The sequence below is a fragment of the Sphingomonas flavida genome (assembly GCF_036663655.1).
Lineage (GTDB): Bacteria > Pseudomonadota > Alphaproteobacteria > Sphingomonadales > Sphingomonadaceae > Sphingomonas.
Genome location: NZ_JAXOJH010000002.1, coordinates 221187 through 247062 on the forward strand (window position 1 = coordinate 221187; position 25876 = coordinate 247062).

The window sequence follows — 25876 nt, forward strand, 5'->3', positions numbered from 1 at the left end:
GCTTGCGTTCGCGCTGATTGCTCCCACCCTGTTTTCGTCGCCCGTGCATGCGCAGCTGGCCAAGCCGGGCACCGCGCCCGCCCAAGGTCCCAGCGTGCCGCAGGACCAGCGCGACGGTACGGCGGCGCAGGACAATGCCCCGATCGTTCCCGACGCGCAGTTCGACGCCGCCTTGCCGCCGCTGAGCGGCAACATCAACGCGCCGCTGGAATCCATGGCGACCATGGAGAAGAACCAGCCCCGCGCGCAGACCATTCCCGTACCGCAGGCCGCGCCCCCGCTGCCCAGTGCCCAGACCGCGCAGCCGCTGGCCACCGGCGATACCATCGGCCCGATCGCGCCGGAGGACCCGCAACTCGCCCAACCGCTGACCCCGCTGGCCAGTTTCGATACGACCCCGCTGGAAACCGCGACCGATCCCAAGAGCGGGCGGGCGCCCGAAATCCGCTACGACATCGACATACGCGGCCTGGCCGAGTTGAAGCTGGACGACGAGTTCAAGGGGCTGTCGGCCCTGCGCGAAGGCAAGGGCAAGGCCGCGAACGCCACCCAGGTCGCGGCCCGCGCGCGTGAGGACGAGCAGCTGGCGATCCGGCTGATGAAGTCGCTCGGCTATTACGACGCCACCGCCATCTCGACCCTGCAACGCGAAGGGGTGGGCGAGGATGCCAGCGGCGAGGCAGGCCGGTTGAAGGTCGTGCTGACCGCGACGCCGGGGCGGCTCTATCGCCTGTCCTCGTTGACGGTGAAGGCCGATCCCACGACGCCGGCCGATCTCGTCCGCAAGAACCTGCCGCTCAAGGTCGGCGATCCGATCGAAGCGGCGCGCATCCAGGGCGCGGAGGCCAATGTCAGCCTGGTGCTGCCGCAGCGTGGTTATCCCTTCGTCAAGGTCGGCGATCGCGACATCCTGCTGGAGGATCAGGGGCCTGAGCCCGTCGGCGCGTATACGCTGCCGGTCGACACCGGGCCGCGCTCGGCGTTCGGCAAGCTGACGACGACCGGTGATGCGGTGTTCGACCTGGATCACCTGAACGTCTTCCCGCGCTTCGACGAGGGGCAACTCTACGACTCGCGGCTCACCGACGATCTGCGTAACGCGCTGGTCGCGACGGGCCTGTTCAACGGCATCGCGGTCGAGCCCAAGCGAACCGGTCGCCTGAACCCCGACGGCACCGAGGCGATCGACCTGCAGGTGACCCAGACCAAGGGGCCGAGCCGGACCCTGTCGGGCGAGGGCGGTTATTCGACCGGTCAGGGCGTGCGCTTGCAGGGCAGCTTCACCAATCGCAACGCCTTCAAGCCCGAGGGCGCGCTGATCGCCTCGGTCATCGCGGGTACACAGGAACAGGGCCTGAGCGGCACCTTCCGCCGCTCCAACGCCGGGCGGCGCGACCGGACGTTCCAGGTCATCGCCTCGGCCAGCCACCAGAATTACGACGCGTTCGACGCCTTTATCGGCACCGTCGCCTTCCGCTGGAGCTACGATTCGACGCCGATCTGGCAGAAGAAATTCACCTATGCCTTTGGCGGCGAGCTGACCGGCACCAACGAAAGCGTCTATGATTTCGCGCGCGGCGAGCGGGTGCGCGGCACCTATGGCATCGCCGCCATTCCGGGACAGGTGGTGTTCGACCAGTCCAACGACCTGCTCAACCCGACGCGCGGCTATCGCCTGAAGCTGAACCTCAGCCCCGAAACCTCGGTGCGCGGCGCGGTGCGGCCTTATGCGCGGACCATGATCGAGGGGACGTTCTACTATCCCTTCAACGACAGCCTGGTCATTGCGGGCCGGGCGCGGGCGGGCGCGATCTTCGGGATCGAGCGCGACGATCTGGCTCCGTCGCGGCGCTATTATGGCGGCGGCGGCGGCTCGGTGCGCGGCTATGGCTTCCAGCGGCTGGGGCCGTTCGATCCGCAGGGCAATCCGGTCGGCGGGCGCAGCCTGAACGAGTTCGCGCTGGAGGCGCGCTACCGCTTCGGCAATTTCGGCATCGTGCCGTTCGTCGATGCGGGCAACAGCTATGAGAGCACCTTGCCGACGGGTAAGGACCTGCGCTTCGGCGCGGGCATTGGCGGGCGCTTCTATACCAATTTCGGTCCGCTGCGCGTCGACGTCGCGACCCCGCTCAACCCGCGTCCGGGTGACGGCAAGGTCGCCCTCTATATCTCGATCGGGCAGGCCTTCTGATGGCGGACGAACAGACCATGTCGCCCGAACCCGCGAACGAAACGGTGATCGTGCGCCGCCCGCTGTGGCAGCGCGTGCTGAAATGGATCGGCATCACGATCCTGGGCCTGATCCTGCTGGTCGGGGTGGTCCTGCTGGGCATCAATACCGATCCGGGGCGGCGCTTCGTCGCGGACCAGCTTGGCGGCTATACCACCGCCTCGGGCCTGAACATCAAGGTCGGGCGGATCGAGGGTTCGCTCTATGGCCGGATGCGCCTGGTCGACCTGCGGGTCAGCGATCCCAAGGGCGTGTTCCTGTCCAGCCCACGCCTCGACGTGGACTGGCGGCCCTTTGCCTATACCAAGAACCATGTCGACGTCCGTTCGCTGAACGCCGACCTGGTCACGCTCGCGCGGCGGCCCGAACTGAAGCCGACGCCCAGCGACCCGAACGCGCCGCTGCTCCCCGATCTCGACATCGATGTGAACCGGCTGACGTTGAAGCGTTTCGTGATCGGTGCGCCGGTGACGGGGCAAAAGCATGTGCTGGCCATCGACGGCAAGGTGCATATCGCCGACCGGCGTGCGCAGGTGACGGCCAGCGCCGATGCCCTGCGCGGCCCCGGCGTGGCGGGCGGTGACCGGCTGCGCCTGGTCCTCGACGCGGTGCCCGATGCCGACCGGCTGGCAGTGGACGTCAAGCTGACCGCGCCGGCCGGCGGCGTGGTCGCGTCGATGGCGGGGCTGAAGGCGCCGCTGACCATGACGGTCGACGGGCGTGGCGGGTGGAAGGCCTGGAGCGGCCGCGCGATCGCCACGCTGGGCGGCGGGCAGCTTGCCAATCTCAACGCCACCGCGCGTGACGGGCATATCGAGGTGCGAGGCGTGACCCGGCCGGGCCTGTATCTGGAAGGACCGGTCGAGCGTCTGACCGCGCCCGCGCTGCAGGTGGCGATCGATACCACGCTGAACGAGCGGCGTGCCGACACGCGGATGAAGCTGCGCTCCTCGGCGCTGATGGTCGATGCGGGTGGCCTCATCGATCTGGCGAACAGCCGGTTCGGCAATTTCGCGGTCGATGCCAAGCTGCTGACCCCCGGCGCCATCGCACCGAACCTGCGCGGCCGCGACGTGCTGGCGCGGGTGGTGCTGGACGGCGCATTCGCGACGCCGACCGTGGATTACAAGATTCGCGCCGCCGCACTGGGCTTTGGCGAAACCTCGGTCGAGAACCTCTATGCCGAGGGGCTGGCCAAGGTGAATGCCGACCGCATCCTGGTGCCGGTCAAGGCGAAGGCGAAGCGGATCGCGGGGTTGAACGCCGCGGTGGGAGGGCTGACCAACAACGTCGCGATCCAGGGCGACTTTGCGATCGCCATGCCCAACATCCTGTCGGACAATCTGCGCATCCGTTCGGACAATATCGATGCGACCGCGGTGGTCGTCGCGAACCTGAACACCGGGCGCTATACCGGCGCGCTGAAGGGCCGGGTCAACAATTACCGGGTCGAGAGCATCGGCATCATCAACCTGACCACCGACGCCAATCTGGTGGCGACGCCGGGTGGCTTCGGGATGAAGGGCCGGGTGGTCGCGCGGACGCAGCAGATCTTCAACGAAGGCGCGCGCAACTTCCTGGGCGGCAACGCCGTCATCCGCGCGGATGTCGAGTACAGCCCGCAAGGCATCGTGACGTTCAGCGGCCTGCGCATGGCCGCGCCCCAGTTCCGCGTGATGCGCGGCAGCGGGCGCTACAACCCGGCGAACGGCGCATTGGCGGTCGAGGCGGATGCCTATTCCAGTCAGTATGGCCCGATCACCGCGCGGGTGACGGGTTCGCAGACCAATCCGGTGGTCGTGCTGCGCGCGGCCAGGCCGGGGGTCGGCGTGGGGCTGGCCAATCTTCAGGCCCGGATCATCGGCCGGAATGGCGCCTATGCCGTCAACGCTCGTGGCGATACCAATTACGGTCCCTTCACCGCCGATGTGCTGGTCAGCACCGGGCGGCAACTGGCGGTCGACATTCGCAGCCTGGTCTTTGCCGGGATCAACGCGAGCGGTCGGGTGGTCCAGACGGCGGCGGGGCCGTTCGCGGGCGCGCTGCAATTCGCCGGGCAGGGGATCAACGGCCGGGTGCAACTGGCCGATCAGGGCGGCAACCAGCGTGCCGACATCGCCGCGCGCGCTTATAACGCCCGCGTGCCGGGCATGGTCGACTTCACGATCGGCCGCGCCATCGTCAACGCCAGCGTCGTCATGGCCCCGAACGCGCCGCAGATCGTCGCCGACGCGCAACTGGCGGACACCCGCTATGGCGAGGTCGTGATCCAGTCGGCACGGGCGAAGGTCAACTATGCCGGTGGGCGTGGCACGGCGCAGGCGGTGCTGACCGGATCGTCGAGCATCCCGTTCAACGTCGCGCTGAATGCGCAGCTGTCCCCCAACAACTATCTGGTGGCGGCAAAGGGGCAGGCCAACGGCATTCCCTTCCGCACCGCTAATCCGGCGCGCGTCCAGAATGCCAAGGGCGAGTGGCAGCTGTCGCCGACCCGGATCGACTTCGGTCGCGGATCGGTGCTGATGGCGGGCACCTATGGCAATGGCCTGAAGGTGCAGACGCGGCTCGACAAGTTGCAGCTGTCGATTCTCGACGCCTTCGTGCCGAACCTGGGCATCTCGGGCCAGGCGAGCGGTGCGCTCGACTTTGCCCAGGCGCGCGACGCCAGCTTCCCGGCGGCCGAGGCGCGGCTGACCATCGCCAATTTCCGGCGTACCGGGCTGGCGGCGGTGTCGGAGACGGTCGACATCGTGTTCGCCGGACGGCTGGTCTCCGACGGCGGTGAGGCGCGCGCGCTGATCCGGCGTGGGCAGATGGTGGTCGGCCGGATGGTCGCCAACCTGCGGCCGTTGCCGCCGGGCAATGGCGGCTGGGTCAATCGGCTGATGCAGGCGCCACTTTCCGGCGGCCTGCGCTATAACGGCCCGTCGGCGGTGCTGTTCTCCTTCGCTGCGCTGCCCAACCAGCAGCTTAACGGCCCGATCGCGGTCGCCGCCGATTTCGGTGGTCGGGTTTCCGCGCCGCAGCTGAACGGCCTGATGCGCGCCGACAACCTGACCTATGACAACGAGGCGTATGGCACCCGCCTGACCAACATGCAGCTGGCGGCCCGGTTCAACAACGACCGGCTCGAGATCACCCGCCTGCAGGCCAAGGCGGGCGAGGGCACCATCCAGGCGCAGGGCTCGATCGGGCTGGCGGCGGATAGCGGCTATCCCGTCGACATCCGCGCGCAGCTCAACAACGCCCGGCTGGCCGACAGCGATGCGCTTGCCGCCACGACCAGCGGCACGGTGCGCCTGACGCACAACCGCGATGGCGGGTTGATCCAGGGCGACCTGACCGTGCCCAACGCCCGCTATCAGATCATCCGCCAGGGCCAGGCCGAAGTGCCCGAGCTGACCGGCGTGCGCCGTCGCAGTGAGATCCGCACGCCGCGTCCGACCGACCGGCCCGCACCGGCCGCACCGTCGGGACTGTTCCGCCTCGACCTGCGGGTGCGTGCGGCCAACCAGCTGTTCGTGTCCGGCATGGGGCTGGAGTCGGAATGGGAGATGGACCTGCGCATCGGCGGCACCAGTGCGGCGCCGACGATCAATGGTGGCCTCGACCTGGTGCGCGGTACGTACAGCTTTGCGGGCAAGCGGTTCGACGTGAATCGCGGCACCATCCGCTTCCGTGGCGGCGCGCTGACCGATCCGGACATCAATATCCAGGCGACGACGACCACCGACGGCATCACCGCGGTCATCAACGTCACCGGCACCGGCCAGCGTCCGCAGATCAGCTTCACCTCGACACCGACCCTGCCGCAGGACGAGGTGCTCAGCCGCCTGTTGTTCGGGACCAATCCGGAGAATCTGTCGGCGACCGAGGCGATCCAGCTGGCCGCTGCGCTCAACTCGCTGCGCGGGTCGGGTGGCGGTGGGCTGAACCCGTTGGGCAAGCTGCGCTCGGCGACGGGAATCGACCGGCTGCGCGTGCTGGGGGCGGATGACGCCACCGGCCGGGGCACCAGCCTGGCGGCGGGCAAATATCTGACCGACAATATCTATGTCGAGATCGTCACCGACGCGCGCGGCTTTACCGCGACCCAGTTGCAGATCGCGCTGACCCGCACGCTCAGCCTGCTGACCCAGACCGGCTCGTTCGGCGGATCGGCGGCGAGCCTGCGTTACTCGCGCGACTTCTGACCGAAGCTGATGCCCTCATCCTCCCTTTCCCCATGTGGCAGTGCGGGTGGGGGCATCAATCGGGGTTTCGCCAAACTGTAACATCCGGCAGTGTGGTCGCATGACCCCGGACCAGCTCGCCGCCCAAGCCACTACCATCCTGGCCGACCTGATCGCGATCGACACCACGTCGCGCGAGTCGAACCTGGACCTGATCGCCTATGCCGAACAGTATCTGGGCAGGATCGGCGTGACCGGGCGCAGGGTCTTCAACGACGATGGCCGCAAGGCCAATTATTACGCCACGGTCGGCCCGATGGAGCCGGGCGGCGTCGTCCTGTCGGGGCATAGCGACGTGGTGCCGGTCGACGGCCAGCCTTGGACCAGCGATCCCTGGCAACTGACGCGGCGGGGGGAGCGGCTGTTCGGGCGGGGTACGTGCGATATGAAGGGCTTTCTGGCGCTGTCGCTCGCGCTGGCCCCGCACGTCGCGCGCAACGGCGCGGTGCGTCCGCTGCATCTGGCCTTTTCCTATGACGAAGAGGTGGGTTGCCTGGGCGCACCGTCGATGATCGCCGAAATCGTCCGTGAAGTCCCGTCCCCCGCCGCCGTCGTGGTGGGCGAGCCGACCGAGATGGTGGTGGTCAGCGGCCATAAGGGGATCGCGACCTGGATCGTGACGGTCACCGGGCACGAGGCGCATTCCAGCCTGATCCATCTGGGGGCCTCCGCCAACATGGTCGCGATACGGCTGATGCAACAGCTTGCGGACCTGGCCGATCGGCTGGCGGGGGAGGGTGATCCGCACGGACCCTTCTGTCCGCATCATGCCACGCTGACCGTCGGACAAGTGAACGGCGGCACCGCGGTCAACATCCTGGCGCGCGAATGTCGATTCGCCTTTGACCTGCGCACGCTGCCGGGGCAGGAGCCCGAGGCGATCCTGGCACCGTTCTTTGCCGCGTGCGACGCGGCCGACGCCGCACTGCGCGCCCGTTTTCCGCAGGTCGGCGTGCGGGTCGAGCGTCGCTCGCGCACGCCCTCCTTCGCGCCCGAGGCGGACGGCATGGCAGAGCGGCTGGCGCGCCGCTGGGCAGGCGACAATGGCCCGGCGCGCGCCGTCCCCTATGCCGCGGAGGCGGGGCAGTTCCAGGGGGCGGGGTTTTCGACCGTCATCTGCGGTCCGGGCTCGATCGCCCAGGCGCATCAGCCGGACGAGTATATCGAGATTGCGCAGATCGAGCGCGGCGCCGCTTTCATGCTGCGGCTGGCGGACGATCTGGTCTGCTGAGGCCGGGGGCGGGGCCCGGCCTTTCAAAAAATCACGGGGCGGTGGGACGGCTTTCGCACGTCACACCGCCCCGTGACGTAACTGGAATTACCAGGGGCGGATCGACTCGCCGTAGATCAGCGCCAGAATGAACTTCAGCATGGGGTTTCTCCCTCGTACACGCCGTTACCCGGCGCATGCCAATGGTTAATAGCCTATTAACCAATCCGCAATGGGCAGGTGTTTCGCTTGGATTAGGTTTGTCCGTCTCGCCAAAAAGGCCTGCACGGGCGATACTTACGGGGTTAATACCTTGTTTAACGCTGCCCCCTAATCTGGGGGAGTGAAGAACGGCCTCCCTCGAATCGCCTCTGGTGACCCGTCGCCAAATGGTGCGGTCGATGCCGCCGCGACGGCTGTCGGGGCGCAGTGGCAGTTGCTCGTCCTGGTCGGGCTGGCGAATTTCACGGTACTGCGCCGCCATCTCGGTCGGGCGGTGGTCGGCAAGCTGATCGATGCGGTCGCGGGTCGGGTCGCGCACGTCATTCCCGATGCGGTCGCGCGCGCCGCGTCGCCGTCCGAGGTCGAGGTGATGATCCGCGCAACGTCGCGCGAAGCACTGGACGCACATCTGCTGACGCTGGGCGAGGCGCTGCGCTATCCCTTCCTGCTGCCCGAGGGCGAGTGTCGAATCGATCCCGTGCTGGGTGCGGCCTTGGCCACCGTGCCGCATGACGACGATATGCGTCTGCTCGAAGAAGCCGAGCAGGCGCTGGCCGATGCGCAGATGGAGGGACGGGTGGTCGTTCGCGAACTCGCCGCCCGCGCCGATCGGCTCGACCGGATCGCCCTGGCGCGCGAGCTGACCCGTGCGATCGAAGAAGGCGGCCTGTCGGTCGACTATCAGCCCAAGGTCCATGTCCGCCAGCAGCGCGTCACGAGCGTCGAAGCGCTGCTGCGGTGGCGGCATCCCTATCATGGGCCGATCAGCCCGGTGGAATTCATCCCGGTGGCCGAGGAGGCGCGGATCATCGGCCCGCTCACTTTGTGGGTGTTGCGCCGGGTCATCGCCGATCAGCGGGTACTGGCCGATGCCGGGCATGACCTGCGTGTGTTCATCAATATCTCGGGCATGTTGCTCGGCGATCAGGACTTCGTGCGCGAAGCCTGCGCGATCGTGATCGACAGCGGTGCCAGGATCGGATTCGAGATCACCGAAACGTCGGTCATCCACGACCCCGAAAGCGCCATCGCCAATCTGAAGTCCGTGGTCGACATGGGCATCGCGGTGGCGATCGACGATTATGGCTCGGGCCTGTCCTCGCTGGCCTATCTCAAGCAGCTTCCCGCCTGCGAATTGAAGATCGACAAGCTGTTCATCACCCAGCTGACCAGTTCCAACCGCGATCCGTTGATCGTGCGCTCGACGATCGATCTGGCTCATGCCCTGGAGATGGAAGTGGTGGCAGAGGGCGTGGAAACGCCCGCCACGCTCGCTCTCCTGACCGTCATGGGTTGCGACATGATCCAGGGCTATCTGATCAGCCGCCCGATCGGGCTGGAGGCGCTGCTCACATTCCTGAGCGAGCAGGCGCATCAGGGGATCACGGCACTGGCTGCGCCGACGCCCTTCGCCCGCCTGGTTGCCAGTGCGCGCGGTTAGGTTCGCGCTGATCTTCATCGCGCTCGTCATGGCGGGTGCGCAGCTTCGCGCTGCCTCCGAACCCGCGATGCCCATAGCCTATATGCGGGCGATCGACGCGGCGAAGGGCGACATGCTTCGCGATCCCGCCATGGCGATGCGCAGGGCCGACACCGCACGAGTAGCGGCGCGCGGAATCGCGGATGGACGTCAACGGGCGCTGGCGCTCGCCACCGCCGACTGGCTTCACGGCGAGGGGGCGGTTCGCATAGGGCGGCCCGACGACGCGAAAGACGTCATCGCCGGAGCGCTCAAGAGCGTGCAGGCGCTGGCACCGAAATCCGATCTGATGGCCAATCTCCTGCTTTCGCAAGGCGGGCTGAACCGCACCGATGGCAAGATCGCCGAGGCGCTGAGTTCCTATCAATCCGCACACCGGGTTTTCCAGCAGCTGAACGACACACGCGGACAGGCCAAGGCACTGGTGCAGATCGCGGACCTGTACAATGACGGCAAGGACTTCACGTCGGCCCTCCGCTATCTGGAACAGGCCAGCAGCACCTACCGTGGTGATGACAGTTTTCGACTGGCGATCCTGAACAACCGCTCGCTCACGCTGGCTGAATTGGACCGTCCGGGCGAGGCGCTGGTCCAGCTACGCGAGGCGATGCGACTGGCGCGGGAGATCGACAGTCCCGCCCTGCAAGCGGTCATCGGCCGCAATATCGCGCGCGCCCAGTTGCGCATGGGGCGGATCGCCGATGCCGAGGGAACGATTGCCCAGGTCCGGCGGGTCGATCCTCGTCCGGGCGATGAAGACACGCGCGCCCTGCAAAGTGTAGCGGCGCAGGCCGCCTTTCAGCGTGGCCGCAAGGTCCAGGCCGCCCAACTGATCGACCAGAGCTTCAAGGGCGTCGATCTGGCGACGACCACCGTGTTGCAGCGGGATGCGCATCGCAGCGCGTATGAAATCTATAGCGCCGTCGGACGTACAGATGACGCACTGCGCCACCTCCAGGCGCTGAAGCGGATCGACGACGAATCGACCCGGCTGGCGACATCGACCGGCCTTGCGCTGATGGGGGCGCGGTTCAATTTCGCCAATCAGGAACTGCGGATCGCGCGGATGAAGGCGGCCGACCTGCAACGCAACATCGCGTTTGAACGGGAGCAGCTTCGCACCGAGCGTGTCATCCTGATCGGCTCGGTCGGTGCGATCATCATCGTGCTGGCGCTGCTGGGCATATGGCTGGTGACGCTGGGGCGCAGCCGCAACCGGATCCGCGCGGCGCATGGCGAACTGGCGGTGACCAACGACCAGCTCGAGCGCGCGCTGGCGGTCAAGACCGAGTTCCTTGCGACCACCAGCCATGAGATCCGCACCCCCCTGAACGGCATATTGGGGATGACCCAGGTCATGCTGGCCGATACCGGCCTGCCCGCGCCGCAGCGTGAGCGGGTCGAGGTGATGCATGGCGCGGGCCTGACGATGCGCGCTCTGGTCGACGACCTGCTCGACGTCGCCAAGATCGAGAATGGCCGCCTGACCCTGGAGGAGGCACCCTTCGACCTCGCCGCGACGATCCACGGCGCGTCCCGCCTGTTCGAGGATCAGGCGGCGGCCAAGGGGATCGCCTTTGTCCGCGACCTGGCCGATTGCCCGGCGATGGTGGTCGGGGACTCGGCGCGAATTCGTCAGATCGTCTTCAACCTGCTGTCCAATGCCCTGAAATTCACGAGCACCGGCGAGGTCCGGCTGGACGCGCGGCGGACGGCGGACGGCGTCGCGGTGCGGGTCACAGACAGCGGCATCGGCATTTCCCCCGACAAGTTGGAGGAGATTTTCGAGGCCTTTCGCCAGGCGGATGCCAGCACGACCCGGCAGTTCGGCGGCACCGGCCTGGGCCTCGCCATTTGTCGCCGTCTGGCCCGCGCCATGGGGGGCGACGTGACGGTGGTGAGCGAACCGGGGCGCGGTTCGTGCTTTACGCTGACGCTGCCATTGACCGAACTTGCCGTGGAACCTGCACCGGAACGGCCGACCCTGTTGATCCTCGAGCGCAATCCGATCCGCCGTGCCATGTGGACGAAACTATGCGCCGACCATGCCGTCCCCCTTTTCGCGGGGCAAGCGGAGGAAGCGGTGACCAGGCTGGGCGAGGGGGGAATCGCGCAGGTGCTGGTCGACGACGGCGCGATCCGCGATGAGGGCGTTGCAACCGCCCTGGCCGCCATCGTTCGTGCGGCGGGGCCGACGATCCCGGTCCACGTGTTATGGCCGCAAGCGGAGTCATTGGAAGGGAACGATTTTTTCGACAGCGCATTGGTCAGCTTCATCGGAAAGCCTGTCGCAGGGAGCGAGGTGATGAGTAAGTTGTTCGGCTACTCATCGCAAACCGCCAACACGGCACTTGTAACGCAAGCGGCATGATCGTTAGGGCGGAACCATGACCTGCGCCTCGAATGCCACGACATGCACGATGCGGAAGGGGCGGCGATGAACGTCCTTTTCATCGAGGACGATCGTATGAACCGGCGGGTCGTTCGCGACATGCTGGACGTCGCAGGGGCGCAGATGGCCGAGGCGGAAAATGCCGAGATCGGCCTCCAGATGATCGACCGCGACGATTATCACATGATCCTGATCGACCTGCGCATGCCCGGCATGGACGGGATCACCGCCATCCGCCACATCCGCGCGCGCAACGATGGGAAGGCCGAACTGCCGATCATCGTCGTGACTGCCGACAGCGGCGTGGACTTGCGCGAACGCTGCCTGACCGCAGGCGCGGACGATGTCATCGTCAAGCCGGTCGCGATGGATCAGCTGTTCGAGGCGATCGGCCGTATCCTGGCGGGCGACCGCGGCGGCGCGATCATCGGCTGATCATTTCGCGTCGGGCGGGGCTGCCTCGGGCTTCACGCGCAGCGCGTCGGCCAGCGAAGTGGTGGCACTGCCGCGCTTGGCGGGCAGGGGCTGTGACGGGTCCGGGGCCCAGCCGGTCAGGAAGACCAGGTTGAACTGCTCGGATACGCGGCCATCGGGATCGGCCATGTCGGCAAAGGCCGCCGCCGCCGTCGCCAGTGCTTCACGCGTGATCGGCCGCCGCTCGGCCAGCAGATTGTTCGCCGCCATGCCACGCAGATCGCCCAGCAACCGGCCGAAGTCGCGGTAGCGCACCGCCAGCGTCTCGATATCCGCGACCGGCAGGGTAAAGCCCGCCCGCATCAGCAGGTCGCCCGCCGAGCGCACATCGACCTGTGGATGCAGCCGCGCGACCGGCCGCTCGGCCTCCGCCACCCGCAACGCCGCACGCAGGCGGGGCAGCGATCCGCCACCGACAAAGGCGCCCAGGAACAGGCCATCGGGCCGGAGCACGCGGCGGATCAGTGTCAGCGCGCCGGGCAGGTCGTCGATCTGGTCGAGGACGCCTGCGCTCACCACCAGGTCGAAGCTGCGATCGGCGAAGGGCAGGCGATCCTCGTCTCCCTGCACACCGCGCGCGCCCCGCGCAAAGGCGAAGCCGGGGTCGAGCCGCGCTACCTTGGCGCTCGGCGGGGGCAGGAAGCCGCCATCGAAACAGCCCAGGTCCAGGATGTGGCGAAACGGCCGCGTCACCGCGTCCAGCCGCTCGGCAATGCCGTCGAGCATGGCCGCGCGCAGGAAATCATGCTCGGCATAAGCGGGCTGGGCGCGGTCGCGACGCAGGCGGCGCGCATGACGGTCGAAGATGGTGGGGCTGCTCACCCCGGCGCTTGTGCGCGTTCGCGCGATCGGGAACAAGGCAAAGCCGATGGGGGCTCGCACGAAATGGCCGGGATTTGCGATGGAGCGGGCCGGACCGGCCGCGTTCGCCATCCTGGCGGGCGTGGTCCGCTGGGCTTTGCCGCCGCGCTGCCCCGGATGCGCCGAGCCGGTGGAGGCGGACCATCGCTTCTGCGCCTGCTGCTGGGGACAGTTGCGCTTTCTGGACGATGCGGGCTGTGCGCGGTGCGGCATACCGCTGGACGGCGACGCGATCGGCGAGCGCTGGTGCGGGCCCTGCCTGGCCCGACCGCCGCGCCATGCGGGTATCCATGCGGCGGTCGCCTATGGTGCGATTGCGCGGCAACTGCCGATCCGGCTGAAACATGGCGGGCGGATCGGCGTCGCCCGGACCATGGCCGGGCCGATGGCGCGGCGCTTGCCGCCGGATGCCGACCTGCTGGTGCCGGTGCCGCTCCACCGCTGGCGCTTGTGGCGGCGTGGCTTCAACCAGGCGGTGTTGATCGGCGAGGGCGTCGCACGGCTCGGCGGGGTGCCGATCGCTCGCGATGCCCTGGTTCGCGTCCGTGCCACGGCGCTGCTGCGGGGGCTGTCGCCGCGACAGCGGCGCGATGCGGTGACCCGGGCCTTTCGCGTCGCCGATCCGGCGGCGGTGAAGGGGCGGCGCATCGTGCTGGTCGACGATGTCTATACCACCGGGGCGACGGCGGGGGCGTGCGTCCGCGTGTTGCTGGCGGCGGGGGCGGCGTCGGTCGCCATCCTGTGCTGGGCGCGGGTGATCGACGGGGCGGGCGATTGACAAGCCGCCCCGCGCGCCACACCTGAGAGGGATGGCAAAGGTTGAAATCTACACCAAGGCGTTCTGCCCCTATTGCACTCGGGCCAAGGCGCTGCTCGCCTCCAAGGGCGTCGAGCCCCAGGAGTATGACATCACCATGGGTGGCCCCCAGCGTGCCGAGATGATCGACCGCGCGAACGGCCGCACCACCGTGCCGCAGGTCTTTATCGACGGGCAGCATATCGGCGGGTCGGACGATCTGGCCGCGCTCGACAAGCGGGGAGGGCTCGACCCGCTGCTGGCGGCATGACCGCCGTCGCGGTGTTGCAGATGACGGCGGGGATCGATCCCGCCGCCAATGCAGCCACGCTGGAACAGGCGATTGCCCGCGCGGCGGCGGGCGGCGCGGCGATGCTGTTCACCCCCGAAATGTCCGGCTTGATCGACCGGGATCGTAGCCGCGCCGCGCCGCATCTGGTCGGCGAGGACAAGGATCCGGTGCTGGCCCGCGTCCGGGCCGCGGCGGCCGAGCATCGCCTATGGGTGAATCTGGGATCGCTGGCCGTGCGCGAGGCGGACGGGCGGCTCGCCAATCGCGGCTATGTCATCGACGATACCGGCGCGATCCGCGCCCGGTACGACAAGATGCACCTGTTCGATGTCGACCTGCCCAGTGGCGAAAGCTGGCGCGAGTCGGCGTCCTATGGGCCCGGTGAGCGGGCGGTGGTCGTCGACACGCCCGTCGGGCGGCTGGGGCTGGCCATCTGTTACGATCTGCGCTTCCCGGCGCTGTTCGCCGCGTTGACCGAGGCGGGAGCGACGATCCTGTCGGTGCCCGCCGCCTTTACCCGACCGACGGGGGCGGCGCACTGGCACATCCTGCTGCGTGCCCGCGCGATCGAGGCGGGTGTCCATCTGGTCGCCGCGGCGCAGACCGGCGAGCATCAGGACGGGCGCACCACCTATGGCCATTCGCTGGTCGTCGGGCCATGGGGTGATGTGCTGCTCGACATGGACGATCCTGCGGGGCTGGGCTTCGTGACGATCGACGCGGGCCAGGTCGATGCGGTGCGTGAGCGTCTGCCCGCCATCCGCCATCGCCGCGCCATTCCGCCGGTGGAGCGGGCATGATCGTCTTCGACCTTCGCTGTACCAGCGGCCATGTGTTCGAGGCCTGGTTCGCCTCGTCCACCGCCTATGCCGATCAGCGGGACGGCGGGCGGGTCGAATGTCCGCTGTGCGGCGACCGGCAGATCGAAAAGGCGGTGATGGCGCCGCAGATCGCCGCCAAGGGCAACCGCAAGCCCGACACGCCCAACCTCCCGTCGCCCGATCGTCGGTCGGTGGACCCCGTGGCGATCAAGGCCGCGCTGGAGCATCTGGCCCAGGCGCAGGCCAGGATGCTGGAAAAATCGACCTGGGTCGGGACCGGCTTTGCCGATCAGGCGCGCGCGATGCACGACGGCGACACGCCGGTCGCCCCGATCCATGGTCAGGCGAGCCTGGCCGAGGCCAAGGCGCTGGTCGAGGAAGGCGTACCGGTCGCGCCGCTACCCTTTCCCGTGGTGCCGCCCAAGCTGACGAACTGATCCGCACGGGCGGACGCCAAACCGCTCTGGACCCCATCGCCTCTGCCGGTTATCACCGCGCTCGCGTGGGGCCCCGTAGCTCAGCAGGATAGAGCATCAGATTCCTAATCTGGGGGCCACTGGTTCGAATCCAGTCGGGGTCACCACGCGTTTGCAGGCATCAGCGAACGGTATCGCCCGCGTCGAACGGGCCACTTGCGCGCCATTCCGGGTCGCGGGCGTCGGCGCGCTGTTCGATACCGAGTTCGGAACGCTCCGTCGCCATGCTCTCGCTCTCACGTGGCATGGCCGGGCACCCCGAAGCTGGAGCGGGCGAAAGTGCGTTCGTCACAGTCGCCCGATCACCTCTCCTGCCCGGATCGCCTGCCCCTCGACCAGCGTCTCGGCCAGCGCCATGCCCTTGGGAAGGAACAGGAGGATCGTCGAGCCATGTTCGAACCAGCCCATCTCCTCGCCCTTGCCGATCCGCGCCGAACAGGTGGTGCGGCCCGGGCCATGTTCGCGCAGGGTTCGGACGGTGTCCACGCAGTGGAGACGGATGCTGGCAACCAGGATCGCGGCGACCGGCACGATCAGTAGCGGATGGCCCGACATCAATGTCCGCGCCTCGATCACCGCGCGCTCGTTGCGGCAGAACAGCCGCTCGACCCGCTTGAGCGCGATCGGGTTCACGTTCCAGCAGTCGCCCGACAAATAGGTCACGCCCTCGACCACGATATCGGTCGGCGCGTGGAAGCGGTGGTACATACCCGCCGTCAGCCGTAAGGTCAGGAAAGACCCGTCGCGATACCGCTCGACCAGTGCGGGGTCGGGGATCAGGTCGCCCAGCGTGTAGGGAAACCCCTTCACCTGATAGAGCCGATCATCGTCAATCCGGCCATGCGCGCCGACCAGTGCGTCGCAGGGGCTGGCGATGCTGTCGGGATCGGCGTCGAACTCGCGCGCGCCGTCACGCAGCGGGCGGACAAAGCCGTCGCGCAGCGACCGGAACCGCGTGGTGCGCGCGTCGGACAGGTCGACCCCGGCAAAGAATTTCCACAGGCTAAGGCTGGGTTTCGCGATCAGCGGATGCTCGATCCGGGCGATCCGCCCGACCGCCTTCGTCGCGAAGCGGCGCGGCAGGCGGTTGGTCAGGAGGAAATTGATGTCCTCGTTCAGCAAGAACCGCATGATGGGTCCGCGCATTGTCATGCCTCCGTCATGGGTACGCGGTCAAAGGCCGCATGAACCCGATTCTCACTGGCCTGCTGGCCGCTTCCGCCGGTGCCGTTGCCCTGACGAAGGGGCATCGGCGACTGACCCTGTCGCGCGCCAAGCATCCGGGGCTGGGCGGCCATGTCCGCATGGCCAAGCGCATCGCCGGGCAGATCCCGTTCTACAGCTATGACGAGGATCGCTTCTTTTGCGTCGACGATGCGCCCGACACCGTCGCGGCCCGGCGGCGTGCCGGGTTCGAGCGGCTGGGCGGCCTGTTCGCGGAGCGATATGCAAAGACCCTGGCGCTGACCCGCGAGACGCGGCCCGGCCTGTCCGACCTGCAGTTCACTGGTGCGTACCGCGTGCCGTTCCAGTTTCGCGAGAAGGTTCGCACGACCCTGGCGACGGGCGCCTTTTACGAGCGCTGCGAGGGGCCGATCCTGATCGACCTGGACGGCAACCACCTGATCGACCTGACCGGTTCCTACGGCGTCAACCTGTTCGGCAACGACTTCTACAAGCAGACCATGGCCGAGGGCGCGGCGATGGTGAGCGATCTGGGCGGGGTGCTCGGCTCGTTCCACCCGGTCGTCGCCGACAATGTCCGCCGCCTGACCGCGCTGTCGGGGATGGACGAGGTGTCCTTCCACATGTCGGGCACCGAGGCGGTGATGCAGGCGGTGCGGCTGGCGCGCTACCATAGCAAGCGGCCGCGCCTGGTGCGGTTCGCGGGCGCCTATCATGGCTGGTGGGGCGATGTGCAGCCCGGCATCGGCAACCCGGTCCCCGCCGACCGCACGCTGACGCTGGCCGACATGTCCGAGCGGACGCTGAAGGTGCTGGCGACGCGCAAGGACATCGCCTGCGTGCTGGTCAATCCGCTCCAGGCGATGCACCCCAATGGCTCGGCCCCGTCCGACGGTCAGCTGGTCGATGGCGGGCGCAAGGCGGGGGCGGATATGGCCGCCTATCGCGACTGGCTGCACCGGTTGGTCGAGACCTGCCGCGCGAACGGCATCGTCCTGATCTTCGACGAGGTGTTCATGGGCTTTCGCCTGGCGAAAGGTGGGATGCCCGAATATTTCGGGGTGACGCCCGACCTGATCACCTACGGCAAGACGCTGGGCGGCGGTCTGCCGGTCGGCGTGCTGTGCGGTCCGGCACATCTGATGAAGCGCTGGCGTGAGGATCGCCCCGTCGACATCTGCTTCGCGCGCGGGACCTTCAACTCGCACCCCATGGTGATGGGGGCGATGAACGCATTCCTGCGGCGGCTGGAAACGCCCGAGGTGACGGCTCTGTATGACGGGCTGGACGCGCGTTGGAACGCGCGCGCCGCGATGTTCAATGTGCGCATGGCGGAGGCCGGCCTCCCGCTGTCGGTCGCGCATGTCCAGACGATCTGGACCATCCTCTACTCGGTCGCCTCGCCCTATAACTGGATGCTGCAATATTATCTCCGGGCGAACGGTCTGGCGTTGAGCTGGGTCGGGACCGGGCGGCTGATCTTCAGCCTCGACATCGACGACCCCCTGTTCGCCGATATTTGCGACCGCTTCGTTGCAGCGGGACAACAGATGCGTGACGATGGCTGGTGGTGGACCTCGCCAGATGCGCCCGCCGACCCGAAGCAGGCGAACAAGGCGATCCGGCGGCGGATATTGAAGGAGTCGCTGGCGGTGCGGTTGGGGCGGGGCAGGTAAGTCCCCTTTTCCTGCTAAAGCCCCTCCCGCAGGCGGGAGGGGTTTTGGGAGGGCGGGACGTCTCACCGAGACCAGCGCTTGTGGCCTTGCCCTCCCCCGACCCCTCCCGCCTGCGGGAGGGGAGCAAAAAGAAGGGCGGCGGTCCTTCTCGAACCGCCGCCCCGTCCGTCAAACCAAGGTCGACCTTACGCGGCCTTCAGATCCTCGAAATCATCGGCATCGTGATGATCCATCCGCTCGCCCTTCATCAGGCGGCGCGGCGCGCTCTTGTACATCTTGAAGTCGTTGAACGGGTCGGTAACGATCTTCGTCGCCCAAACCAGCCCGGTTTCCAGATCGCGCTGCACCCAGAGCTGCATGACCCGCACGAAGATCGCGCTGACGCCCAGGCCAAGCCAGCCGATGCCGACATGGCGCAGATAGCCCATGAAGCCATCCGGATATTCCAGCGTCCCGAACAAGGTGGGCTGGAACAGCAGCACGACCGGGATCGCGCCCCAGATGGCCATCAGCACATATTTGCGGGCCAGGTTATAGCCGACCTTGATCTCTTCCTTATGCTCATGCGTCGCCTTGTTCACATGGTCATAGCCCTTGGGCTCGAAGAAAAAGTGGCCTGCCTGGCGGCTGGTCATCGCGACGCCCCAGGCGAGCAGGCTGGCGACCGCCGGGTCGATGAACAGCAGCACATACGCGGTCAGGAAGGTGCAGGCGCTGACGAAGTGAAGGCTCTGGTTGACCAGGCTGTGGTGGTAATAACGATGATCGTCCCACCGCTGTTCGGCGAGCTGCGCGCGAAAACCCGTCATTGCACATGTCCTTGGAGGATGGGCTGGCGCTTGGCGAAGCGGACCAGCGAGAAATGGCCGAGCGGGGGCAGGGGGCGGCTTTCGACCAGCTCCACATCGCCACGCGTCGCGGCCCAGTCGGTATAGCGTTCGAACGGGAAGTCGGTGCGGAAGCCCAGGCGGCTGGTGACCGGCATCAGCGTCTTCTCGATCCGCCCGCGCAGGCCGTCGCCCGCGCCGACGCGCGTGGTGATGACGATCTCGCCACCGGGGCGGCAGATACGTGCGAACTCGTCCAGCGCCTTTTCGGGGTTGGGCACGGCGGTAATGACATATTGCGCCACCACCACGTCGAAGCTGTTGTCGGCGAACTGCAGCGCCTCGGCATCGCCGTAGGCGATCTGCTCGACATGGGTCAGCTTGCCGCTGCGCACCCGTTCGCGCGCCTTGTCCAGCATCGGCTCGGACAGGTCGACGCCGACGATGCGGTTCCGGTTGGAATACTGGGGCAGCGAGATGCCGGTGCCGACCCCTACCTCGATGATGCGGCCGCCGATCCGTTCGGCGGCGACGATGGCGGCGGAGCGGCCCTTCTTGAAGACGGGGCCGAAGACCAGATCATAAACCGGGGACCAGCGATCATAGGCCTTGGTGACGCTGGCGGTACTCATCTGCGTTGCCATCGAAGGGGCATCCCGTTGTGCGACGATGCCAATCCTGTTCGCAGCAGGCGGTGACATTTTCGCGACAAAGCCTGCTTGCCATGCGAGAATTTCTCAATAGCGAAACCAATATGTCATCATCCCGGCATGAATTTGTCGTATCAAGCCGCTACATATTATTGTGTCGGTATCCGACCAAAATGGATTTAGCCTGCAAGGCAAGGTTATGCCTTGTCGGCGATGGTCCTGTTTACTGTTAGACATTTCCTTTGAACTTGGAGTTGGCGCCTGAGGATTCGGGATATCCGGCCTTGCGCCTTTTGTATCACTCGTCCGGCAGGCGGTCTCGGGGAACGCGTGAAACAGCGCAGCGATGTGCGCCGCGCAGGCATCGCATCGGTGATAATATGCCAAGCGATCGGTGAAATTTCCCAGACTATGGCGATTCATGCCTAACCCTAAATCGCTAAGTGGCTGAAAACATACATTCGAAGTGTGTGGCACGACTAATGCAGTAACTCACATGCCGGGGTCATCCGGCACCAGGGAGTTACCACCATGTTGCTGACACTGCTGATCGCATCGACCGTATCGACCGCCGCTCCGGTCCGGGAGGCCCCCACCGTCACGCTGGAGGCCGTCGCCGTTGTAACTGACCTTCGCGGCCGTCCCGCCGCGCCCGATGCCAAGACCCGTTACTGCATCGTCGATCGTCTGCCCGGATCGCTGATCCCGACCCGGTTCTGCCACACGGCCAGCGAGTGGATCGCCATCGACGGTGCGGTTCCCACCGGCCGTATCGCGCGCCGCTGATCCTACCTCATTCCGATTTCTGGAGACGTCCCATGATCCTCGCCCTGCTCGCCGCCACCGCCGCCCTAACCGCCGCATCGCCGCGCGATGACGTCGTCAAGCCCGCCGCTGCTCCCGTCGCCGCCACCGCCGACGCCACCGCTCTGCCGACCGCGCCGGCCGCCGCCAAGCCGACCCGCTACTGCTTCCTGAATGTCGAGGAAGACCACATCATGCGTGGCAAGGTGTGCAAGACGCGCAAGGCCTGGCTGTGGAACGGCGTCGACCCGCTCAACTATATCGGCCGCAACAAGTGAGGAAAAAGGGTGGGGGCCGTCCATGCCGGGCAGCCCCGCCCGCCGCGATCAGACCAGATCGCGCGAATAGACGTTATAGGTCTTGTTGACGTTGCTGTTGATGGTCTCGGCGATCGAGCGCATCCCCTGATTGTCGTCGAGGATCCAGCCGATCTCGCCGCGCGACGCGCCATATTTGGTGATCGAGGCGCGGCGGATATATTCGATCATCATGAAGGCCAGTTGGCTGGCCATGCGCGACGACTGCAATTCCTTGACCACCCCCATCAACGGCACGCGCATCGTGCGCACCTTGGGCGCGCGCAGCCATAGCAGCAGCTTGGCCCAGCCGAAGGGAAGCAGGCTGCCGTTCAGTGGCTTGATCGCCTCGTTCAGGTCGGGGAGCGTGATCATGAACGCCACCGGCTTGCCGTCCAGCTCGGCGATGCGGATCAGGTCGTTAAAGACGATCGGCTTCAGCTTGACGCCGACATCCTTGATTTCGGGCGGGGTGATGGGAACATAACCCCAATTATCCGCCCAGCTGTCGTTGAAAATACCCAGGATGATCGCGGCCTCTTCGTCGAACTTGGCCTTGTTCACCTCGCGGATGCGGATGCGTTCGTTCTTCTCGCCCGACTTGATGATGCGCTGGACGATCGGGGGAAATTCCTGCGTGATGTCCAGCTCATAGGTGAAGAGCTGCTTGACGACGCCGTACCCCGCCGCCTCGATCCAGCCCTGATATTCGGGGCGCGCATGGCCCATCATGATCGTCGGGTCCTGATCGAAGCCCTGGACCAGCAGGCCCGGTTCTTCCCACACCGATTGCGACACGGGGCCGATCGCCCGCGTCATGCCCTGTTCGCGCAGCCAGCCCTCGGCGGCGGCAAGCAGGCTGCGGAACACGTCCTGGTTCGTCGCATCCATCAGGCCCCAGAAGCCGACACCGGGCCCGAAGCCCTTGGCCGGGTCCATCTCCAGCGCCAGCGTGTCGAGATGCGCGGAGATGCGGCCGACGACCGTGCCATTGTCCTCCGCCAGGAAAAGCTGCGCCTTGGCATGGCTGTACCAGCCATTCTTTTCCGGCGTGATCAGGCCCAGCGCCTCGCCCTTCAGCGGCGGAACCCAGTGGGGGTCGTTGGCGTAGAGCGAAAACGGGAAGTCGACGAACGCCTTGCGATCGCGCTTCGACGAGATGGGACGGATGGAAACGGTCATGGAATGCGGTCCGGCAATGATTTTGCCGTCATTCCTAACCGTCTCGCTCGATCATAGCGAGTGAGGATTCCGTCATGGCGGGGCGTGGGAATGCCACCGTGTCGCCACTATGTGGGGGCAAAGGATAAACCATGGATTCGACGCTTTCTTTCGACCGCGCCTCGGCCCCGAACGCCGCCGTTGCCACGCCCCGTGTCCCGATCATGGACGACAAGGCCATGCTGCGGGCGGCCGCCGAGCTGACCCGCGACCTGATCGCGCCGCGCCCCAGGCTCTATTGGGCCGACATGGCGGGCAGCGCACTGCTCGGTTACGTGGCGCTCGGCGTCGCGGTGACGGCGTCGTCGACTGGCGTGATCGTCGTGGCTTCGGTCGTGGCGGTGCTGGCGCTGTATCGTGCGCTCCTGTTCATCCATGAAGTCAGCCATATGAAGCATTCGGCGCTGCCGCGCTTCCGCGAGGGCTGGAACGCGCTGGTCGGCGTGCCGCTGCTGACCCCCGCCTTCATGTATGAAGGGGTGCACAATCTGCACCATGCCAAGACGCGTTACGGCACAGCGGAGGATCCCGAATATCTGCCGCTGGCGCTGATGAAGCCGTGGACGCTGCCGGTGTTCATCCTGGTGTCCACGCTGGCGCCGCTGGGCCTGCTGATCCGGTTCGCGATCCTGTCGCCGCTGTCGTGGGTGATTCCGGGCCTGCGCAAGATCGTCGTCGAGCGTTATTCGGCACTGGCGATCAACCCGAATTTCCGTCGCCGCATGCCCGAGGGAGAGGCGCTGGTGCGCTTCAACCGCACCGACGCGGCGGCCTCGATCTGGGCGATCGCGCTGGTGGCGATGGTCGTGACCGGCGTCATTCCGGTGCGCGGCTTTGCGATCGGGTTCGCGATCGGTTCTGCGGTGGCGGTGCTCAACCAGGTCCGCACGCTGGTCGCACATCTGTGGGAGAATGAGGGCGAGCAGATGACTGTCACGGCCCAGTATCTCGACTCGGTCAACGTGCCGCCGCCCGCGCTGCTGCCGGGGCTGTGGGCGCCGGTGGGTCTGCGGTATCACGCGCTGCACCACTTGCTGCCGTCGCTGCCCTATCATGCGCTGGGTGAGGCGCACCGCCGGATCAGTGCGGCGCTGACGCCGGACTCGCCCTATCACAAGGCCAGCTACAAGGGCCTGCCGGGGCTGGTCGCCAAGATCGGTCTGAGCACGATCCGTCGGGGGAAGTAATTTTCTCCAGACCGAGCGAGGCGCGGGGCGTGCGCTTCGACCCCGCTCGGTGCGATCGGAGGTCAGGTATTCCTCAACTCTCGTTCAGCCTGAGCGAAGTCGAAGGCCAAGGGAACACCGCCGTCCAGCCGCCATGCCTGGACCGTGCACTTCGACGTCGCTCAGTGAGACGGGGACCAAGGTAGAGGGCTAATCGCCCTCACTCCTCCGTCCGGAACAGCACCGCTTCCCCGATCAGGAAGAACAGCAGGATCGGTGCCCAGGCGGCCAGAAACGGCGGGTAGGCGCCAAGATCGCCCATCGCCATCGAAAAATTGTCCGCCACGAAATAGGCGAAGCCCAGCGCCATGCCGACCACCGCGCGGAGGAACAGCTTGCCCGACCGCGCGACGCCGAAGGCCGCGACCGCGCCCAGCAGCGGCATGAGCATCGCCGACATCGGCGCGGACAGCTTGTGCCAGAGCGAACCCTCCAGCGACTTGGTCGGACGGCCCGCCTCCTGCAGGTCGGTGATCGCGCTGGACAGCGCGCCGAAGGACAGATTGTCGGCGCTGACGCTGGCGAGCGTCAGCTGTTCGGGCGTAACCCCGCGCCCGACGATCAGCGAGGGATAGCGGGTCAGCTTGCCCGACTGCACCTCGAACCGCGTCGCAGGACCGATCTGCCAGCCATCGCCGGAGCGAATCCCGCGCGGCGCGCGAACGATCGCCCGCAGGCTGCCGCCCTCGCGGTCATAGAGGGTCACGCCGCCCATTTGGGTCTTAGCCCCGCGGCCCTGGATCAGGTCGACCGAGATCAGGTCGTCGCCGTCGCGTACCCAGACATTGGCCCGGTCGCCGCTGTCGATGGGCAGGGGGCCATATTGCACCTTCTGCCAGGCGCTGAGCGTCGCGCTGGCACGCGGGACGATGCGGTCGTTGAAGACGAAGCTGAACGCCGCCACGCCCGCGCTGGCGATCAGCAGGGGGGCGAGCACCTGATGCGCCGACATGCCCGCCGCCTTCAACGCGATGACCTCGGAATTCTGGTTCATCGTGAAGAAGGTCAGGATCGTGCCGAGCAGCACCGAGAAGGGCAGCAGGAACGAGATGATCTGCGGCGCGCGCAGCGAGACGTAGCGCCACACCTGCGCCTGCCCGTTGCCGGGTGCGGCCAGCACCGCGCCGGACTCGCTGAGCACGTCGAGCGTCTGGAGCACCAGCGCCACCGCGAACAGGATGGCGAAGGTACGGACCAGGAACATCTTCGCCATGTAGATGGCGATCGTCCGGGACGGGAAGATATTAGACAGGCTCATGCCGTATGCGCCTTCTTGCGGCGGCGGCCGGGCAGCCAGCGGCCGATCGCCTTGGCGGTCTTGGCCACCCCACGCTCCAGCGCGCCGATCGGCTGGCCGCCGGGGACATAGGCGGTGACGTAATACATCCACAGCACCAGCCCGGCGAAGACCGCAAACGGCCCCCATAGCGCCAGCACCGGGTTCACCCGGCCCAGCGCACCGATATCCGCGGCATATTGGTTCACCTTGAAATAGGTGACGAGCATCACGATCGACAGGAATACGCCCAGCGCCGAGGTCGATCGCTTGGGCGGGATGCCCAGCGACACCGCCAGCAGCGGCAGCAGGAACATCGTCACCACCTCGACCACGCGAAAGTGGAATTCGGACCGGCTTCCCGCACGCGCCTCGGCGCTTTGTGCGTCCTGCCCATGGCGGGCCAGTTCGGGCAGGGTGAACTCCAGGTCGCGGCCGCCGCGCTGGCGGAAATTGTCGAACTTGGGCAGGTCGATGGGCAGATCGTGGCTGGAGAAGGTCAGCACGCGCGGTGCCTTGAACTCGGGCCGGTTGTGGATCAGCGTGCCGTTGGTCAGGCGGAAGATGATGACGTTGGGATCATCGGTCGCCAGGAAGCGCCCGCGCGCCGCCGTCACGCCGATCCAGTCGCCCTTGGACGTGTTGGCGTGGACGAAGATGCCCGACAGGTCGCGGCCATTCTCGCGGCTTTCCTCGATGCGCAGGGTCATGCGGTCGCCCAGATGGGTGAACTCGCCGACCTTGATCGACGCGCCCAGCGCACCGGTGCGCAACTCGTAGCGCAGCCCTTCGTAATAATAGCGGGCGACCGGCTGGATATAGCCGACGATCGCGAAGTTCAGCGCGGCCAGCACGATCGCGTACATGTACGGCACGCGCAGCAGGCGGGTATAGCTCATGCCCACGCCGCGCATCACGTCCAGCTCGGACGAGGTGGCCAGGCGACGAAAGGCGAGCAGGATGCCCAGCATCAACCCGATCGGAATGCCCAGCCCCAGATATTCGGGCAGCAGGTTGGCGAGCATCCGCCACACCACGCTGATCGGCCCGCCCTCGGTCGCGACGAATTCGAACAGGCGGCGGATGCGATCGAGCACGAGCAGCATCGCAGAAATGAGCAGCGTCGCGAACAGCGGCAACGCGATCAACCGGGCCATGTAGCGATCGATTGATTTCATGCGGGGGACTTCATGCCGGGGACATCACTCGCGCGCTAAAACGGCCATGGC

Annotated in this window: 22 protein-coding genes and 1 tRNA gene; 15 read left to right on the plus strand and 8 right to left on the minus strand. The window is 66.8% G+C overall.

Features of this window, described 5'->3' with window-relative positions:
• Positions 1-43: 43 nt before the first annotated feature.
• The 6 genes from U1703_RS03220 (at position 44) to U1703_RS03245 (ending at position 12201) form a co-directional block, all read left to right on the plus strand.
• Positions 44-2191: an autotransporter assembly complex protein TamA gene (locus U1703_RS03220; protein ID WP_332784549.1), complete on the plus strand. Its 2148-nt coding sequence runs from the start codon at positions 44-46 to the stop codon at positions 2189-2191.
• On the plus strand, positions 2191-6423 hold the full coding sequence (locus U1703_RS03225; RefSeq protein ID WP_332784550.1) for a translocation/assembly module TamB domain-containing protein: 4233 nt from the start codon (positions 2191-2193) through the stop codon (positions 6421-6423). Before U1703_RS03220 ends, U1703_RS03225 begins: the two co-directional genes overlap by 1 nt.
• A gap of 100 nt (positions 6424-6523) precedes the next feature.
• On the plus strand, positions 6524-7693 hold the full coding sequence (argE, locus tag U1703_RS03230) for an acetylornithine deacetylase (protein ID WP_332784551.1): 1170 nt from the start codon (positions 6524-6526) through the stop codon (positions 7691-7693).
• Between the two features lie 322 nt (positions 7694-8015).
• Positions 8016-9335, plus strand: coding sequence for an EAL domain-containing protein (locus U1703_RS03235; protein ID WP_320452677.1), 1320 nt, complete (start codon positions 8016-8018; stop codon positions 9333-9335).
• The gene (locus U1703_RS03240) at positions 9322-11745 is read left to right on the plus strand and encodes a tetratricopeptide repeat-containing sensor histidine kinase (protein WP_332784552.1); all 2424 of its coding nucleotides are present in this window, start codon (positions 9322-9324) and stop codon (positions 11743-11745) included. The genes U1703_RS03235 and U1703_RS03240 overlap by 14 nt, the downstream gene beginning before the upstream one ends.
• A 66-nt stretch (positions 11746-11811) precedes the next feature.
• On the plus strand, positions 11812-12201 hold the full coding sequence (locus tag U1703_RS03245; protein WP_320452675.1) for a response regulator: 390 nt from the start codon (positions 11812-11814) through the stop codon (positions 12199-12201).
• Here U1703_RS03245 and U1703_RS03250 read toward each other — a convergent pair whose 3' ends face one another.
• The gene (locus U1703_RS03250) at positions 12202-13062 is read right to left on the minus strand and encodes a class I SAM-dependent methyltransferase (protein WP_332784553.1); all 861 of its coding nucleotides are present in this window, start codon (positions 13060-13062) and stop codon (positions 12202-12204) included.
• Positions 13063-13108: 46 nt separating this feature from the next.
• Here U1703_RS03250 and U1703_RS03255 point away from each other — a divergent pair, with 46 nt between their 5' ends.
• From U1703_RS03255 to U1703_RS03275, 5 genes are all read left to right on the plus strand, one after another.
• Positions 13109-13879, plus strand: coding sequence for a ComF family protein (locus U1703_RS03255; protein ID WP_332784554.1), 771 nt, complete (start codon positions 13109-13111; stop codon positions 13877-13879).
• A 31-nt stretch (positions 13880-13910) separates the two neighbouring features.
• Positions 13911-14168 (plus strand): glutaredoxin 3, encoded by a 258-nt coding sequence (gene grxC / locus U1703_RS03260; protein ID WP_320452672.1) that lies wholly within the window; start codon positions 13911-13913, stop codon positions 14166-14168.
• Complete coding sequence (locus tag U1703_RS03265; RefSeq protein ID WP_332784555.1) at positions 14165-14989, plus strand: carbon-nitrogen hydrolase family protein; 825 nt, start codon at positions 14165-14167, stop codon at positions 14987-14989. The genes grxC and U1703_RS03265 overlap by 4 nt, the downstream gene beginning before the upstream one ends.
• On the plus strand, positions 14986-15447 hold the full coding sequence (locus tag U1703_RS03270; protein WP_332784556.1) for a DUF1178 family protein: 462 nt from the start codon (positions 14986-14988) through the stop codon (positions 15445-15447). Before U1703_RS03265 ends, U1703_RS03270 begins: the two co-directional genes overlap by 4 nt.
• A 69-nt stretch (positions 15448-15516) precedes the next feature.
• Positions 15517-15593: transfer RNA gene (locus U1703_RS03275), tRNA-Arg, on the plus strand.
• A gap of 14 nt (positions 15594-15607) precedes the next feature.
• On the opposite strand, the gene U1703_RS03280 is transcribed toward U1703_RS03275, so the two are convergent.
• The gene (locus U1703_RS03280; protein WP_332784557.1) at positions 15608-15733 is read right to left on the minus strand and encodes a hypothetical protein; all 126 of its coding nucleotides are present in this window, start codon (positions 15731-15733) and stop codon (positions 15608-15610) included.
• Positions 15734-15774: 41 nt separating this feature from the next.
• Positions 15775-16617 carry an archaetidylserine decarboxylase gene (gene asd / locus U1703_RS03285; RefSeq protein WP_332784558.1) on the minus strand — a complete coding sequence of 281 codons (843 nt, stop codon included), beginning with the start codon at positions 16615-16617 and terminating at the stop codon, positions 15775-15777.
• Positions 16618-16670: 53 nt separating this feature from the next.
• Here asd and U1703_RS03290 point away from each other — a divergent pair, with 53 nt between their 5' ends.
• Entirely contained in the window at positions 16671-18347 is a 1677-nt protein-coding gene (locus U1703_RS03290; RefSeq protein WP_332784559.1) for an aminotransferase class III-fold pyridoxal phosphate-dependent enzyme, read from the plus strand.
• 185 nt (positions 18348-18532) lie between these two features.
• Here the strand turns inward: U1703_RS03290 and U1703_RS03295 are convergent, their stop codons facing one another.
• On the minus strand, positions 18533-19156 hold the full coding sequence (locus tag U1703_RS03295; RefSeq protein ID WP_320452667.1) for a hypothetical protein: 624 nt from the start codon (positions 19154-19156) through the stop codon (positions 18533-18535).
• Complete coding sequence (locus U1703_RS03300; protein ID WP_332784560.1) at positions 19153-19806, minus strand: class I SAM-dependent methyltransferase; 654 nt, start codon at positions 19804-19806, stop codon at positions 19153-19155. The genes U1703_RS03295 and U1703_RS03300 overlap by 4 nt, the downstream gene beginning before the upstream one ends.
• A gap of 549 nt (positions 19807-20355) precedes the next feature.
• On the opposite strand from U1703_RS03300, the gene U1703_RS03305 reads away from it, so the two are divergent.
• Both U1703_RS03305 and U1703_RS03310 read left to right on the plus strand, forming a co-directional pair.
• The gene (locus U1703_RS03305) at positions 20356-20610 is read left to right on the plus strand and encodes a hypothetical protein (RefSeq protein WP_332784561.1); all 255 of its coding nucleotides are present in this window, start codon (positions 20356-20358) and stop codon (positions 20608-20610) included.
• Between the two features lie 32 nt (positions 20611-20642).
• The gene (locus U1703_RS03310; RefSeq protein WP_332784562.1) at positions 20643-20906 is read left to right on the plus strand and encodes a hypothetical protein; all 264 of its coding nucleotides are present in this window, start codon (positions 20643-20645) and stop codon (positions 20904-20906) included.
• 48 nt (positions 20907-20954) lie between these two features.
• Here the strand turns inward: U1703_RS03310 and U1703_RS03315 are convergent, their stop codons facing one another.
• Complete coding sequence (locus U1703_RS03315) at positions 20955-22106, minus strand: N-acetyltransferase (RefSeq protein ID WP_332784563.1); 1152 nt, start codon at positions 22104-22106, stop codon at positions 20955-20957.
• Between the two features lie 131 nt (positions 22107-22237).
• Here U1703_RS03315 and U1703_RS03320 point away from each other — a divergent pair, with 131 nt between their 5' ends.
• A complete protein-coding gene (locus tag U1703_RS03320) occupies positions 22238-23332 on the plus strand; it encodes a fatty acid desaturase family protein (protein ID WP_332784564.1) in 1095 nt (364 codons plus the stop codon).
• Between the two features lie 199 nt (positions 23333-23531).
• Here the strand turns inward: U1703_RS03320 and lptG are convergent, their stop codons facing one another.
• Together lptG and lptF are read right to left on the minus strand one after the other, a co-directional pair.
• Entirely contained in the window at positions 23532-24629 is a 1098-nt protein-coding gene (gene lptG / locus U1703_RS03325) for an LPS export ABC transporter permease LptG (protein ID WP_320452661.1), read from the minus strand.
• On the minus strand, positions 24626-25804 hold the full coding sequence (gene lptF / locus U1703_RS03330; protein WP_332784565.1) for an LPS export ABC transporter permease LptF: 1179 nt from the start codon (positions 25802-25804) through the stop codon (positions 24626-24628). The genes lptG and lptF overlap by 4 nt, the downstream gene beginning before the upstream one ends.
• Positions 25805-25876 lie beyond the last annotated feature (72 nt).